The following is a 15217-nucleotide window of genomic DNA, read 5'->3' on the forward strand; positions in this document are numbered from 1 at the left end:
CAATTCCTGTCCTACGCCCGCCACTTGGTCGTCAGCGATTCCCCCGCTTCTCAGCCCAGCGCAGCGCGGGCAGCAGTAATCTGCTCCAGATGTCCCGTAGCAGGATCAATCACAAGCCCATATAGATCACGTGCTTGCTCCAAGCTGATATAGCCGTCCTTCCAATCGGCCAACACCTTGTCAGCGGGACGCAGTAGCGGGTTGCCGTATCCGCCGCCCGTAGCCGTGATCAAGCGTACCACGTCTCCTTGATCAAGGGGAACTCTGGCGCAGATGCCCAGTTGCTGCACTTGCCGGCCATCCGCCTTCCGGATTTCAATGACGTTGCCTGATCCTGCAAGTCCGCCATTTAAACCCCATGGGACAATCTCATGCCGCCCAAAGGTACCCGAGAAGGAGTGCCCATCACTTAAAGTACGATAGGTACGGATCACTCCGCTCCCCCCACGGAACTCCCCGGCTCCCGCACCGTCAGCAGTCAGACTGTATTCATCAACCCTGATCCCATAGCGCGCTTCCGCCACCTCAACCGGAACGTTATAGGTTTCCCCATCCCCGATACAGAATTGACCGGCCAGCCCATCCATGTCACTGCCTGCTCCCCAGCCGCCTACGGAAGGCTCAACGATCAGATAAGGCTCCTGTGTAACGGGATGGACGCCGCTTAGTATAATCCCGCAGACCGAGAGCAGATGCCCCGCGTTCAAACGGTCCGGAATGACCGGGGCCAGCGCCTTCCAAACCAGCTCCGCCCCGAACTGCATGCTCTCCCAATAGGTTGATACCGCCGCTGGCCGCTCCGCCGACAAAATCGATTTCCGGTCGGTAATGACACGCAGCGGACGGAACACCCCGTCATTCACATCCTGCGAAGGATTGGTCACTGCCAGAAAAATCGTCCGTACCGAGGAGACAAGCGCAGTATAGGAAGCATTCATCGGCCCTTTCACCTGCGGATGACTGCCGCGGAAATCGCAGATGAACTCATCGGCGGTAATCGTCACCTTGACCCTTACCGGAAACGGCCCGTTGCCGAAGCCATCATCCTCCACCTCATCTTCCGCTTCATAGACCCCTGCCGGCAGCAAGCTCAGTTGTTGTCTGGACACTTGTTCCCCATGATCCAACAGAAAGTCTATCGATGCTTGCACCGTCTGCTTGCCGTATTTATTACAGAGCTCGCCGAATCTTCGCTCCCCCGTCCGCAATCCGGCAATTTGGGCCCACATATCTCCAAGCGACAAGTTCGGAAAACGTACATTTGCTTCGATCAGATCAATGAGCGCCTGATTAATCTCCCCTTTGTTGAACAGCTTGATTGTAGGGAATTGCAGACCTTCCTGATAAATTTCAGTGGAATCGGTCGTCCATGAGCCAGGATCTTTACCGCCTACCTCTGTCCAGTGCGCTTTATTGGCCGCAAAGGCCACCAGCTCCCCTTCATGGAAAATAGGCATGACCAGTCCGACATCCGAAAGATGCGAACCGCCGCCGCCATAGGGATCATTCAGAATAATGACATCTCCGGGATGAAGTCCCTCCGGACCAAATTTGTCCAAGGTATTCTTCACCATAAAGGTAAGCATGCCGATGAAGCCTGTAACCCCGTTCCCCTGGGTCAGCAATTGACCTTTGGCATCGGTTAGTCCACTGGCGAAATCCAGCACCTCATAGATGATCGGGCTCATGGAAGTGCGGGCCAGCGAATAGAACATCTCCTCGCCAATGGCGACGAGCGAATCTTTGACAATCTCTCGGGTAAAAGGATCAATCATGCTGCCAGTCGTCATCTGCTATGCACCTCCGTCTCAATGATCAAATTTCCGTAGCCGTCCATAGCGAGCCGCTGCCCCGGGTACACGACAACCGATGAAGAAGGCTCCTCCACAATGGCAGGCCCTTCGATCTCATTCCCCGGCTGAAGTTTATTTCGGTTATAGACCGGAGTATTCAGCCAATTAGCCTCATCGAAAAGCACTGGACGGGTTCCTGTATGCGCATCAGAAGCATCAGAACCATGTCGGCCCAGCGGCTTCGGTACAGGCTTGCGCACAGAACCGATGGTACTGACATGCAGATTCACTATCTCAACAGGTACCCCCTCCAGGCGGAAAGTATACTCCCGCTCATGGATCTCGTGGAATTGGCTGCTCAGCTCCGCCAGCAGTGCTGCGGTCAAATCCTCTTCAGGCATGATTACCTTCACGGTATGTTCCTGACCCAGATAACGCATATCTGCATAACGTACCCAGGCAATGTCCTCGCGGCGCAAGCCTTCATCAAGATAAGCCTGGAGACCCGATTCCTGAATTTGCGCCAATATCCCGTTCAATTCCGCAAGATCCAGACGCTCAATGCGCCGAATATACGTCTGGATATGGTCCTTCCGCAGGTCGGTCATGAGCATTCCCCAAGCCGAAAATACGGACGAGGCAAAAGGCACGACCACCTTGCGCACACCGAGCTCCCTGGCCAGCGCCGCCGCATGCAGCGGTCCGCCGCCACCGAAGGCGATCAGGGTGAAATCACGCGGATCATAGCCTCTGCGTACCGATACTAGCTTGAGTGCATTCAGCATATTCGAATTGGCAATCCGAAGAATCCCCAGCGCAGCCTCATCAGCAGAGAGGCCGAAGGGTGTGGCAATCTGTTCTTCGATTGCTTGCCGCACTGTCTCCATACTGGCGGGAGAAGCGAAGTTGTCCAGCGATAAGCGCCCGGTCAACAGGTTGGCATCCGTCGTGGTCGGCGCTTGACCCCCACGGCCGTAAGCTACCGGACCTGGCAACGCCCCAGCCGACTTAGGTCCTACGCGCAGCGAGCCCCCTTCATCGATCCAGGCAATCGAGCCTCCGCCAGTCCCGATCTCTACAATATCGACCACAGGAACCTTGACCGGATAGCCGGCATTGCGCTCGTTCTGCTCAATTTTATAATCCGTAGTCACCTTCACTTCACCCTTGTCGATCAGCGAGCACTTCGCAGTCGTTCCTCCGATGTCAAATGCGATAATGTTCTCCTCGCCAATCCATTTCCCCAGGATCGCTGCACCAAAAATCCCCGCCACCGGACCTGACTCAACCATCTGGATCGGAGTCTGCTTCGCCTGTCTGAACGAGGTCATTCCCGCATTGGACTGCATTACATACCTGCGCCCATTCACACCCTCCGCCGTTAGCCGCTGCTCCATATGGTCAATGTAAGCGGCTGCGGTTGGCTTTACATAGGAGTTCAGCACAGCAGTATTGGTGCGCTCATATTCGCGCCACTCCTGAGAAATCTCATGCGAAGCCGTAATTTGGACCTCAGGCCACCATTCGGCAATCAACCGCAGCGCCTCCTGCTCGTGGGCGGGATTGGTGTAGGCATGCAGGAAAGAAATCGCTACAGCCTCTACTCCCTCAGCCTTTAGCTGCTGCACAGCAGCCTTCAATTCCGCTGCAGCCAGCGGAGCTACGACAGCGCCTGTATAATCCAGACGCTCGCTCACCTCCAGCCGAAGATGTCTCGGCACGAACGGAGCGGGCTTCAAGTAGCGCACGTTGAACAGATCAGGACGGTTGCCGCGGGCGATCTCCAGCACATCGCGGAAGCCTTTGGTTGTAATCAGCCCGGTCTTCGCCCCTTTGCGCTCGGTCAGCGCATTAATGATCACGGTAGTACCATGAATAAAATCGTCAATATGATATGGGTTCACACCGCTCCGCCGAATGACGTCGAGCACCCCCTGCTCAAATTGGCCGGGGGTGGTGTCACTCTTCGCGACACCGATCTCACCGGCATCATTCACATAGACCAGATCGGTAAAGGTACCTCCGATATCTGTGGCAATACGCATCGTTTCCCCTCCTCGAATCATAAGATTTCTGAACACAAACAATAAGCACCCTGCAGGGCCTACTTGGCGGCAATGACCTGCAGGGTGCTCTCTCACTTGCGGGACTGCCTTTTCACTCCACGGATGCCTATTCTATCTAGTGCCCGCAGAATTGGACGTGCACGTCTACATGGCCAGATGGCAGCGGACGGATCGGTCTCCGTCCAATTCCCTCAGGCTCTGATTCTCCTGGGTACATTTCTCAGTTACATGCGGACAGCGCGAGGCGAAGCGACAGCCGACCGGAGGATCGATCGCTTTAGGCATCTCTCCGTCATAGAATGTCAGCTCCGCATTCCCCTCAATATCAGGGACTGCTTGCATTAGCATACGGGTGTAGGGATGGAGCGGATGGGCAAAAATCTGCTCGGTTGTCCCGGTCTCCACGATCTGTCCCAAATACATAACCGCCATACGGGTGCACATATGCCGCACCACGCTGAGGTCATGCGAAACGAACAGATACGTAAGCTGCTGCTCCTCCTGCAAATCCTTGAGCAGATTCAGAATCTGCGCCTGAACGGACATATCCAGCGCGGAGGTCGGCTCATCCAGGATGAGCAGCTCCGGCTGCAAGGCAATGGCTCTGGCAATTCCGATGCGCTGCCGCTGCCCTCCACTGAGCTGGCTCGGGAACCGGCGGGCAAAGTCGGCGGGCAGACCCACCTGCTCCAGCAGAATAGCAACTTTCCGGTTACGCTCGGCGGCCGACAGCTTCGTATGTGTCCGCAGCGGCTCGCCGACGACATCCCCGACCCGCAGCTTCGGATTCATCGACCAATAGGAATCCTGAAACACCATCTGTACGTTCCTGGTATTCCGGCGCCGCACCCGCCGTGTGACGGACGAGATATCCGAGCCTGCAATCCGGATTGTTCCCGAGGTGGGCGCATACAGTTGGAGCAGCGTCCGTGACAGCGTGCTTTTGCCGCAGCCGGATTCCCCAACCAGACCAAAGCACTCCCCCTTATGCAGGCTAAGACTGACGTTGTCCACGGCATGCAGTGTCTTACTGGCACCGAACCAGCCGGAGCGTACAGTGAAATATTTACTTAGGTTATCGATTTCGACTAGAACTTCTGTCATTCTCTCCTCACCGCTCCTCTTCCCAAGGATGAAAGCAAGCTATCTCATGGCTGGAGACCACAGCCCTAAGCTGGGGCTTCTCCGCCGTGCAGCGCTCAGTCGCCCGTGGGCAGCGTCCAGCAAAGCTGCAGCCTTGTCCGCCTGCCGCCTCCTTCAGCACCGCAGTGCCAGCGATTACGGGCAGCCGGTCCCGGCGCTCCCGGAGTTTCGGTATGGCGTCAAGCAGTAGCCGGGTATACGGATGACGGGGAAACCGGAAAACTTCATCCGTCCGCCCTGTCTCCACGATACTTCCGGCATACATCACTGCGATGCGGTCAGCCATCTGCGAGACAATCCCCAAGTTGTGGGTAATGAAGAGCACCGACATGCCTTCTTCTTCCTTCAATTTGTTGATCAGGTACAGGATTTGCGATTGGATGGTCACATCCAGTGCTGTGGTTGGCTCATCGGCAATTAACAGCTTAGGCTTACAGACCATTGCCATAGCTATGGCCACCCGCTGACGCTGTCCGCCGCTAAGCTCGTGCGGATAGCGGCGCATGATGCCGGACGGATCCGGCAGCCCTACGAACTTCAGCGACTCTTCCGCCAGTTGCTTAGCCTGTTTTTTTCCAGCACCCGTGTACCTGCGGATAATTTCTAGCATCACCTTGCCGATGCGGAAAACCGGATTCAGCGAGCTCATCGGGTCCTGAAAAATCATCGAGATTTCTTTCCCGCGAATGCCATTCATCACGCTGGGTGATGCTTCCAGCAGGTTGGTACCATTAAACAGCACCCGGCCTCCAGTAATCCGGGCTGCCGCTGTTGGGAAAAGCTGCAGGATCGACGATGCCGTCAGGGATTTACCCGATCCCGTCTCCCCCACCAGTGCGAGCATCTCACCCTTTTGCAAAGAAATATGGTCCAGATCCAGCGCGGTGACTTGACGCTCCCGGGTCTCGATACGGACTCGAAGCTGCTCCACTCTCAGCAGTTCATTCATGGATACACCTCTTTTCTAGCTGTTTCTGGTCTTCGGATCGAGATAATCCCGTAGCCCGTCGCCCAGAAAATTAAAGGCCATGACCGTCAGCAGAATGAACACGCCCGGAAACGTAACATACCACCAATTGGTCAAGAAGTAAGCCCGGCCTGTACTTATGATCAGTCCCCACTCCGGTGTCGGCGGCTGCGCGCCAAGCCCAAGAAAGCTGAGCGATGCTGCCGTCAGGATGACCGAGCCGAAGGCCATCGAAATCTGCACAATAATGACAGAAAGTGAATTGGGCCAAATATGCCGAAAAATAATGACCAGCGGATGAACGCCCATCGACTTGGCCGCCTCCACAAAGCCCCGCTCTTTGATCGCAACCGCCTCACTACGCATTAACCGCGCGAACCAAGGCCACCACGACAGGGCAATGGAGAGCATCATATTATTAAGCGATGGCCCGAGCAGGGCTACAATCGAAATAGATAGCAGCATCGACGGAAAGCTCAGAAACACTTCACAGACCCGCATCATCACATTGTCCACCCAGCCGCCGAAATAGCCGGAGATCAGACCATAAGGAATCCCGAGCAGGATGGACAATAAAATAACCGAGATGCCGATCTGAAAAGACAATCTGGTGCCGTAAATGGTCCGTGTCAACAGGTCTCGTCCCAATTCATCCGTCCCGAATAAATGCGCCCAGGAAGGGGGCAGCAGCTTGTTCTCCAGATGGACTGCTTTGTAGGCATCATCAGGATAAGGAGAGATCAGGGGACCAATCACGGCAATAATAAGCAGAATCACAATAATAGATAGGCCGATAGCCGCTAGCTTGTGAACCCGCAGAAACAGGATAAACTCCTTGAGCTTATAGCCCCGTCCTGCAGATGTCTCTTCGATCACCGGAGGAAGCGGCGCCGGCAGCGAGTTTGAATTCATCAGTCGTTTTCCTCCTAATCATGTAATGGAGCATAGCTGCTCTAAGCGTTCTGATACAGCTTAATCCGGGGATCGAGCATAGCAACTACAACATCAACAAGCAGATTAATCAGAATATAAGTCACGGTAACGAGAAATGTAATCGCCATCGTCACCGGATAATCATTAGCCAAAATCGCCTGTGAAGCATACATGCCGAGACCTGGCCAGCTAAACACCGCTTCGATCAGAAACGTGGAGGTCAGCGCGTAGGCAAAGGTCAGACCCAGCGAGGTCGCCGTAGGACCCAGGGCGTTTTTAAGCCCATAGACAAAGACTCTGCGCCAAGCCGGGATACCATAGGCCTTCAGCACACGGATATGCTCCTCGCCAAGCACGTCAATCATCGACGAACGGATCATGCGTATAACCAGTCCCAAGGGATACGCCGCCATGGTCAGCGCGGGCAGTACCAGATGCAGCGCTGCATCCTTGAAGAAATCAAAGTTGCCCTGGAGCAGGGAATCCAGCAAATAGAATCCAGTCCAGTTATCAATAGGATACAACAGCGAAGTATTTGTGCTTACCCGTTCTCCAAGCGGAAAAAGACTTAGCTGACGGAAAAATACCAACTGTAAGATCAGACCCAGCCAAAAGGTAGGAATGGATACACCCCCAACACTGAAAGTGCGGGTTAGCTGGTCAATCCAAGAATCCTTTTTAACCGCTGATATCACTCCTAATGGAATGCCGATGACTACTGCTATTAGCATCCCCGCCAGAATCAGCTCCAAGCTGGACGGAAGAAAGGACAATAACTCTCTCAGCACCGGCTGGTGGGTACGGATCGAGGTTCCCCAGTCTCCTGTGAACAAGCCCTTCATATAAGTGATGTATTGCTGCGGCAGCGGCTTGTCGAGACCAAGCTCGATGCGTGCCGCCGCAATCTGCTCCGCATTCGCGCGCGGCCCCACCCAACGTGCAGCGGGGTCAGACGGAACCACACGCGCAACTGTAAATGTAATCACGGAGACTCCTGCCAGGACAAAGAGTCCCAGCAAGAGTCTTTTAATGATAAAGCGGATCATCAGCCTATTCCCGGTAAGTGTCGTAGAAGAACACTACGTTGGCATAATAAGGGTTGCTGCTGAAGCCCTTGAAGTTATCACGCAAAGCATAACCGTACTTCAGATCAAAAATAGAAATACCCGGAGCATCATTGATCAGAATTTCTTGGGCTTGCTTGTACAAGGCAGTTGCTCCGTCGCGGTTGGAACCGGCGCTTTTCCGCGCTTGGTCAATCAAGCTGTCAAACTTGGGATTGCTGTAATAGCCTAGGTTATAGACAATTGGATTTTCAGTTTTGTAGGCAATGCTGAGGTAGCCATAAGGATCCGAATAACCCGACCAGTAGTAGAGCAGGAACAAGTCCTGACGCTGGCTGGCATCCGGAGACTTGGCCAGATCCCATTGAGCATCCCAAGTCATTCCTTTAATCTCAAGATCCAATCCGACTTTGGCCAGCTCAACCTTCAGCAGTTCAGCCACTTGACGCTCAGCCTCGTCACCGGACAAATACGTGATTGACAGTTTCCCTCCGGATACACCTGCTTCTTTCAGTAGCTCTTTCGCTTTGTCCGGATTGTAGGAGTATTTGAACAGACTCGAATCTTGGCCCCATAGACCCTTCGGCAGGTAACCAGTCGACTGCTCTGCCATGCCGCCCATAATATCTTTGACAATGCTGTCGTAGTTGAGAGCATAGGCCAGCGCCTGACGCGCCTTCGGATTGTTGAATGGTGCTTTCAGCGTATTCATCTGCAGCGTCAGGTTCTGGAACGCCTCTGTCTTCAGAACTTGAACTCCAGGTTTGCCGTCCAGAGATTTCAACATTTCAGGGGTAAGCTGGTTAGTGATATCGACTTCGCCTGCTTCCAACTGCTGCTGGCGGGTATTGGCTTCCGGCGTCGTTTTGAACACTACCTTTTCAAAATTTTTAGGCGTCCAGCCTTTCCAATATTCAGGATAGCTGGTCAGGACTAGATCGCTGCCCTTGGTCCACTTCTGAACAGTGTAGGGACCGGAACCTACGTCATGACCTTCGTTGATCCAATCTTCACCGTTCTTATCCAGCGCGTCAGCATCAAAGATAAAGGCGGAGTAGCCCGCAGAAACCACGTTATCCAGTGCTTCGGCATATTTCAGCTTAAACTCTACCGTGTATTGATCGACTACGTTGATTTCCTTAACGGATTCCCAGATGTAGGAAGCGCCCTTACCTCTCTTGATGGTTCGCTCAATGGACTTCTTAACCAGATCTGCACTCAGTTCTGCTCCCGTATGGAATTTAATACCTTTGCGCAGCTTGAAAGTCCAAGTCAGGCCATCCGCCGATTTGCTATAATCTTCAGCCAGCACCTTGTCGAAGGTCTTCGTTTGCGCATTGTAGCGCAAAAGCGTTTCGTACATATTGTGCATCGCGATAATCTCATTACTGAAGCTGTCACTCGGGTCCCAGAAGGTCATCACATCGCTGTTCACGCTGTAAACGGCAATTCCGCCTTTCGGCGCATTTCCGCTCGAAGTGTTGCTCCCTGTATTACTTCCAGTATTGCTGCCTGTGTTAGCTGCCGTTGTATTACCCTTGCTGCCGCAGGCTGATAACACCAACATTACACTTAGCATCAGCAACAGCAGCGTATTTCTTGATCTCTTCTTCATCATTCTCTTCTCCCCGCTTTCTAATCTCCTATTGGCAGTCCTAATCTATATTGTGAGCTGACCGACAGCCTTCACCCGGATACGTACAGCATTCCCTGGCAAGTAAGCCAATGGCACCTCTTCAATATCAACAATCTCGACGGAATCAGCACTTGCGCCTGCCGCTTCCGCTTCACCGGCAGCCAAACGTTTGGCTTCCTCCAGCGCCTGGTCTCGTCCCCATTCCTCCAAGGAATAGATTTTCTCTACCTGACCGCTCACTTCAGCAATGGTCACACCAATGGCATTTGCCACCTCGAAGTGGAGCGGGCGAATGACTTCGGACACACCAGTCAACTGATCGGGAAGAATAATGCTGCCTCCACCGACCACGATGGCCGGAATATCATCAGATGTGGTCTTCATCTTGTCGATAGCTTCCTCCACCAGATCAATCATCGTTGCATAAGCCGACTCCACCAGTTGCGGAGACAAGCTGCCCAATTTACCGCGGTCCCCCAGTTCAGTCAACCCCTTTGCGACAGCTATGTCAGTCGCTGTGAGATCCGTGCCGCCGAAGACCAGCCCTTTCTCAGGCAACAGATAACCCACACTGTCCGGTCCGACAGTCAAGGTATCACCCTCTCCGCGAATCCGAGTTCCACCGCCAAGCCCAAAGGACAGCAAATCCGGCATTCGGAAGTTCGTCCGTACGCCGCCAATCTGAGCGACCAAAGACGATTCACGCGGGAAGCCCTGAACTAGCACACCGATATCCGTCGTTGTTCCGCCTACATCTAGCACCAGCGCCCCCTTGGCATCAGTCAGATAGGCTGCACCTCGGATGCTGTTTGTCGGACCGGAAGCAATGGTCAGCACCGGGAAGCGGAGCGCGTAATCCGAGGTCATGAGCGTACCGTCATTCTGACCGAGGAAGATTCTCGCCCCACGAATGCCATTCTCAGCCAGCGACTCCTCGAATCCCCGTACCATCAAGCGCGCCACATGAACCAAAGCCGCATTCAAGATCGTGGCATTCTCACGCTCGATCAGTCCGATGCTGCCAATTTCGCTGGACAGCGAGTAATGGATGTCATCGCCGAGAATCTCCCGGAAGATCTCTTGTGCGCGCTGCTCATCGCCGGAGTCTACCGGTGAGAAAATAGAGGTTATAGCTACCGCCGCCACCTTGCCCTTCCATTCAGCGGCCATCTCACGTAGTGCAGCCTCATCCAACGGAGCGATTCTACGTCCGTCGAACTCATGGCCCCCACTGATAATATGGCTGCCGACGAATACCTTATCGAGCAGTTCCTTCGGCCAGTTCAGGAACGGGGGAATCGCCAGGCTCGCTGGCGCGCCAATTCTCACGACTCCAATTTTGGCCAGATTCCGGCGTTCGACGATAGCGTTGGTACAATGTGTTGTTCCCAGCATAGCGAACTGAATTTCGCGCGGGTCTAACTCGCTCTGTGTAAGCAGGCCGGCGATGGCGCGCTTAATACCTGACCCGATGTCTTCGGTTGTGGGCACCTTTATTTTGCTGACCAACTGCCTGTTGTTATCCATAATGACCGCATCAGTATGCGTACCACCAACATCAATCCCGATTCTGTAGCTCATTGAAGCACCCTTCTTTCCTTGCTTTCTTCACCCAACGGGATGTAATCTACGTTGTATCCGAAATAACGCGGACCCGCCGTTTCAATCCCCTTCACCGTTCTCCATTTTTCGTTGCAGGGAATAGCAATTACCGCTAGCCGGTTGCCGTAACGCAGGGATTCGGTAGTCACCGGAACCCCTGTCTCTACATCCACAACGGTCAGCAGATCCGGTGTGGTTGCCACCACTTCTCCGTCAGCCTCTGCCACCAAAAATTCATTCTGGAAGTACAGGGTGAACGTCCGGCCTTGATCCTGCCCCAGACCGCTTAGACTCACTTCGCCTTTGGTGAACCCTCCACTGTTCCGGCGCAACAAGTTGTTGACCTTGCCGGTGAACAGCAGCGTTCCCGCTACTTCTTCTACCAGCGCCTCGACCGGGCTTTGGTTCCGATGCTTCAGACTCCGAACCGTCTCCCCGATACGCTGTGCCAAGCTAAAGGTATGATGAATGCCTGCTTCCTTGAGCTGGAAGCCCTGCATCAGATAATCGCAGGTCGTCACCGAGCCGCCCATCGTAGTCAGTGCTTGGCGGCCGATCCGCTCACTCCATACACTATCCACACCATTCACGATTACGGAATTCCCTTTCTCGTCAGCCATCGCCACCGGACCGGAGGGGATATCTACCAGATGGAAGGTAACCATCTGCAGCTCCGGGAATGCACGACCCATGCCGTCAATATCCACCAGCGGCAGTCCGGTTGTTGCGGCCAGAATAACCGGAATCAGGGAATTAATCCCTCCGATTTCAATCGGAAAAATCGCGCTGATCTCCTTTCCGGTATGCGCCTTTAGCGCTTCAAAAGCCTGCAGCGGCTCTTGGCCGCCGGGGATCTTCTCCACGACTACCGTGGGCGCTCCCATCATGCCAACGGATACTACCCAGGCATCATCTTCCAGCTCCTCCGGTGAGATCAAGGTGACCGGGCCATATTTCTCAATGGCGGCCATAGCCATCAATTGCCCCACATAAGGGTCGCCTCCTCCACCGGTACCCAGTACAGCAGCCCCCAGTGCAATATCTTCCAAATGGTGCTTTTCAATCTTGCGCATACGCTATTGGCTCCTTCATTTGTCTTATCTGTTTTCTAGCAAATCAGTCCTGACTGTGTCGTTCAGATCATCAGCGATCTCCATTCATGCAGCTCTTCACAGCTCCAGCTGTCCTACCGCTCTAATTCGAAACCGGATCACTTCTCCTGAATAATAGTCAAACGGAATCTCTTCCATCTGGACAAAAGAAATGCTATCCTCCCTGGCCCCGCCCTGCAGCAACTGCTGGATCGCCTCCTGCTTGACCTTCTGCAGCGCAGCCTCCTTGGTCTCGTTCTGCAACCAGCAAATCCGGTCCAGCTGCACCCCTACCGGCGCTACACAAGCGCCGACCGCAGTGCATAACTGAAATGCCGGCGGCTGCACAAGTTCACCGTATTTATAGAACAGCTTCTCCTTCAGCAGGGCGCTGCCTCCCCCAACCAGCACGACCGGCAGCTTGTCCCTGGCGGTCTGGAGCTGCTCAATCGTCTCGCGCAGCGCAGCAATAGTGCGGCGGACCACTTGTTCGGCATCTTCTTCCCGCCAATGCCCAAGCGGCTTGCCGTATTCCTTGCGCAAGGGATGTTCCTCCGGCAGCCGCCGCAGAAAAGCCTCGGTCAAGCTGCCCGCCGCTGCTTCCGTCAGTTCCCCCTTTAGATGTCCAGGATGGGCAAGGTTCGTTTCTGATCCCGAAACGGGCCAGTCATGCCCAACAGTAATCTCTCCATCTCGGATATACACCGGGCTCTCGCCGCCAAACGGCAGGGTCACCACCTTTGGCAGCCGCAGATTAACACGGATGCCGAGAAGCCTGGCGCTTTTGATATGCTCCTGCGGTTCTCCACCGATGATCAGCCCAACCTCTGTTTTGCTGCCGCCCATATCCACAACAACGCAGTCAGGAATGCCGGTCAGGTAGGCGCTGCCACGCAAGCTGTTGGCAATTCCTGATGCTACGGCAAAGCCGGGAAAAGCAGCCGCGCGATCAAGGGAGAGAATCGATCCATCGTTCTGTGTGAACCAATACGGACAATGCAACTGCTTTTCACCGAACAGCCCCGAGAGTTGCTGGATCGATTCTCCCATGACCCGGGAGAGCATGGCATTGATCAGTGTCGCATTCTCGCGCTCCAAAAACCCTACACTGCCAATCTGGTGCGACAGTGAGATGGAGAGCTTCGGCAACGCCTCTCGGAGCAGCGCCGCCATTCGTTGCTCCTCTTCCTCGTAGAGCGGAGCGAAGGTGCCTACGATAGCGACTGCGCCAACTTCACTCTCTGCCAGACGCCGGATAAGCCGGTCCAGCTCCGGTCGCTCACTTTCCCTGCTTAGCTTCCGGCCCGTAAAATCAAACCCGCCTGGAATCTGCTCCATCCATTTCACATGCTTCAGGAGTGCTGGCGGCCAGCCCAGTCCGTAATGGATTTTGGAAGGAGAACAGATCCGTACGAGCGCTGTATCCGTAATTCCTTTTCCATGGGACAAGACGTTCAGCAAATGAGTGGTTCCTATGAAAATCCCCTTGACTTGCTGCGGCTCTATTCCACTCTCTACTAGCAACTGTCCGATTACAGTCCGGATGCCTGACAAGATATCTGCAGTTGTCCTGGACTTGGCTTGCCCAAGCAGCCTGCCTGATTGGCTAATGATTACAGCGTCTGTGTATGTGCTGCCCACATCAATGCCCATTCTCATTCCAGCCACCCCTTGCCAGCCAGCCATTCAACGGGTGCATAAGGTTCTATAATTCCATTGGCCTCTGGACCGATGTAACTCAATAATTCACCTGTCCGCAGGACATTGGGTGCAGGAATCCCCATTACCGTCACGGCCACGCCTTCTTCTATTTCATCCACCATACAGGGTGACAACCGTTCTTCATCAAGTACCAGTAGCAAATCTGGGGTGAGACACACATATGAGTCACCCTGGCGGGCTGATAAATACTCATTTTTATAGCGAATCTCCAATGTAGTTCCTTCATATCGGCCCGTACCGGCAATTTGAAAGCTGCCCTCCACCAGTCCGTCTACAAACTGCCGTAGCACTCCGTAGATTTTGCCTCTAATCAGCACATGCGGACGACCGTAGATGGAGTTGGAGAAGCAGGTGAAGAAATCGTGCAGGCACTGCGACACATCGCTGGTCTCATGGGCAATCCGGCCAAGCTCGCAGCAGGTGCTTAATGTATGCGGAATAATGGCAGTGGATAACGCCTGTCCGCCAACGCCTAATCCGGCAAAATAAGCAACCCCCCCCATGTCCTGTGTCGTCTGTGACGCAAGCTGCGATAGCAGAATATTATCCGGTTCGTTCAAATACACGGTTTCTCCGAATAAGCTGGTCATGGCCATCGAGTTCCCTTGAACCCCAGCTAAATGCAGTGAAGACATATGCACTTCGGGAAAAGTCCGGGCCATGCCATCTCCATCCACCACAGGCAATCCGCACTGGGCTGCCAGAATCAGTGGAATAAGTGCGTTCGCGCCTCCAATATTAAGCGGCATAACAGCAGTCGCTCGTCGGCCGATACGTTCCTCATAAGCACGGAGTGCGGTAACTACCTCCTGTCCCGAAGGAATCATCTCTTCGCACAGAGCAGCCGATCCGGTAGCTCCGATGATCACGACATAATCTTCGGGCCCCAATTCATCAAAAGACACAACATCAATCCCTTGCTGATCAATCACCGACTGAGCCAATGCCTGAAAAGTGTAAGTATCTCCGCCTCCGCCTGAACTAAGCAGGTTCGCGCCCAGCCCGATATGTGCCAACTGCTCTCCGGTAATCCTCCAACCCATCTCTCCCGCCTCCTTTCCTCCGCTCCTCCTTAGTACAGAAAACGGATTAATCTAACAATCCTTCCAACATCCACGCTTGATTTTGGAGTCTATTCATTTTTATCAATTTAATTATCACATCTAATCATTTAAATTAGTTTAAAAACAACAATTAATT

The 15217-nt window shown here is 53.9% G+C and carries 11 protein-coding genes; all 11 read right to left on the minus strand.

What is annotated here, in order from left to right:
* Window positions 1-50: 50 nt before the first annotated feature.
* Window positions 51-1790, minus strand: coding sequence for a hydantoinase B/oxoprolinase family protein (locus ACFRAM_RS05840; RefSeq protein ID WP_379464959.1), 1740 nt, complete (start codon window positions 1788-1790; stop codon window positions 51-53).
* Complete coding sequence (locus tag ACFRAM_RS05845; RefSeq protein WP_379464960.1) at window positions 1787-3838, minus strand: hydantoinase/oxoprolinase family protein; 2052 nt, start codon at window positions 3836-3838, stop codon at window positions 1787-1789. The genes ACFRAM_RS05840 and ACFRAM_RS05845 overlap by 4 nt, the downstream gene beginning before the upstream one ends.
* 165 nt (window positions 3839-4003) lie before the next feature.
* Window positions 4004-4963: an ABC transporter ATP-binding protein gene (locus tag ACFRAM_RS05850; RefSeq protein ID WP_379464961.1), complete on the minus strand. Its 960-nt coding sequence runs from the start codon at window positions 4961-4963 to the stop codon at window positions 4004-4006.
* Window positions 4964-4970: 7 nt separating this feature from the next.
* Window positions 4971-5951, minus strand: coding sequence for an ABC transporter ATP-binding protein (locus ACFRAM_RS05855; protein WP_379464962.1), 981 nt, complete (start codon window positions 5949-5951; stop codon window positions 4971-4973).
* Window positions 5952-5966: 15 nt separating this feature from the next.
* Window positions 5967-6881 (minus strand): ABC transporter permease, encoded by a 915-nt coding sequence (locus ACFRAM_RS05860; protein ID WP_379464963.1) that lies wholly within the window; start codon window positions 6879-6881, stop codon window positions 5967-5969.
* A 41-nt stretch (window positions 6882-6922) separates the two neighbouring features.
* Window positions 6923-7948: an ABC transporter permease gene (locus ACFRAM_RS05865; protein ID WP_066374109.1), complete on the minus strand. Its 1026-nt coding sequence runs from the start codon at window positions 7946-7948 to the stop codon at window positions 6923-6925.
* A gap of 4 nt (window positions 7949-7952) precedes the next feature.
* Window positions 7953-9584 carry an ABC transporter substrate-binding protein gene (locus ACFRAM_RS05870; protein ID WP_175374219.1) on the minus strand — a complete coding sequence of 544 codons (1632 nt, stop codon included), beginning with the start codon at window positions 9582-9584 and terminating at the stop codon, window positions 7953-7955.
* Window positions 9585-9626: 42 nt separating this feature from the next.
* Window positions 9627-11183, minus strand: a complete 1557-nt coding sequence (locus ACFRAM_RS05875; RefSeq protein ID WP_175374218.1) for a hydantoinase/oxoprolinase N-terminal domain-containing protein — start codon at window positions 11181-11183, stop codon at window positions 9627-9629.
* Entirely contained in the window at window positions 11180-12277 is a 1098-nt protein-coding gene (locus ACFRAM_RS05880; RefSeq protein WP_379464964.1) for an S-methyl thiohydantoin desulfurase family protein, read from the minus strand. The genes ACFRAM_RS05875 and ACFRAM_RS05880 overlap by 4 nt, the downstream gene beginning before the upstream one ends.
* 96 nt (window positions 12278-12373) lie before the next feature.
* Window positions 12374-13954, minus strand: coding sequence for a hydantoinase/oxoprolinase N-terminal domain-containing protein (locus tag ACFRAM_RS05885; RefSeq protein WP_379464965.1), 1581 nt, complete (start codon window positions 13952-13954; stop codon window positions 12374-12376).
* A complete protein-coding gene (locus ACFRAM_RS05890; protein ID WP_379464966.1) occupies window positions 13951-15060 on the minus strand; it encodes an S-methyl thiohydantoin desulfurase family protein in 1110 nt (369 codons plus the stop codon). Before ACFRAM_RS05890 ends, ACFRAM_RS05885 begins: the two co-directional genes overlap by 4 nt.
* Window positions 15061-15217: the final 157 nt, after the last annotated feature.

This window comes from Paenibacillus sp. NPDC056722, from assembly GCF_042790635.1.
GTDB classification, from domain to species: domain Bacteria; phylum Bacillota; class Bacilli; order Paenibacillales; family Paenibacillaceae; genus Paenibacillus_AQ; species Paenibacillus_AQ agri.

Excerpts from the sequence above, each read along its gene's own strand:
- ACFRAM_RS05865 (WP_066374109.1), bottom strand. The coding sequence starts at position 7,948 with ATGATCCGCTTTATCATTAAAAGACTCTTGCTGGGACTCTTTGTCCTG.
- ACFRAM_RS05850 (WP_379464961.1), bottom strand. The coding sequence starts at position 4,963 with ATGACAGAAGTTCTAGTCGAAATCGATAACCTAAGTAAATATTTCACT.
- ACFRAM_RS05875 (WP_175374218.1), bottom strand. The coding sequence starts at position 11,183 with ATGAGCTACAGAATCGGGATTGATGTTGGTGGTACGCATACTGATGCG.
- ACFRAM_RS05860 (WP_379464963.1), bottom strand. The coding sequence starts at position 6,881 with ATGAATTCAAACTCGCTGCCGGCGCCGCTTCCTCCGGTGATCGAAGAG.
- ACFRAM_RS05880 (WP_379464964.1), bottom strand. The coding sequence starts at position 12,277 with ATGCGCAAGATTGAAAAGCACCATTTGGAAGATATTGCACTGGGGGCT.
- ACFRAM_RS05845 (WP_379464960.1), bottom strand. The coding sequence starts at position 3,838 with ATGCGTATTGCCACAGATATCGGAGGTACCTTTACCGATCTGGTCTAT.
- ACFRAM_RS05870 (WP_175374219.1), bottom strand. The coding sequence starts at position 9,584 with ATGATGAAGAAGAGATCAAGAAATACGCTGCTGTTGCTGATGCTAAGT.
- ACFRAM_RS05840 (WP_379464959.1), bottom strand. The coding sequence starts at position 1,790 with ATGACGACTGGCAGCATGATTGATCCTTTTACCCGAGAGATTGTCAAA.
- ACFRAM_RS05855 (WP_379464962.1), bottom strand. The coding sequence starts at position 5,951 with ATGAATGAACTGCTGAGAGTGGAGCAGCTTCGAGTCCGTATCGAGACC.
- ACFRAM_RS05885 (WP_379464965.1), bottom strand. The coding sequence starts at position 13,954 with ATGAGAATGGGCATTGATGTGGGCAGCACATACACAGACGCTGTAATC.
- ACFRAM_RS05890 (WP_379464966.1), bottom strand. The coding sequence starts at position 15,060 with ATGGGTTGGAGGATTACCGGAGAGCAGTTGGCACATATCGGGCTGGGC.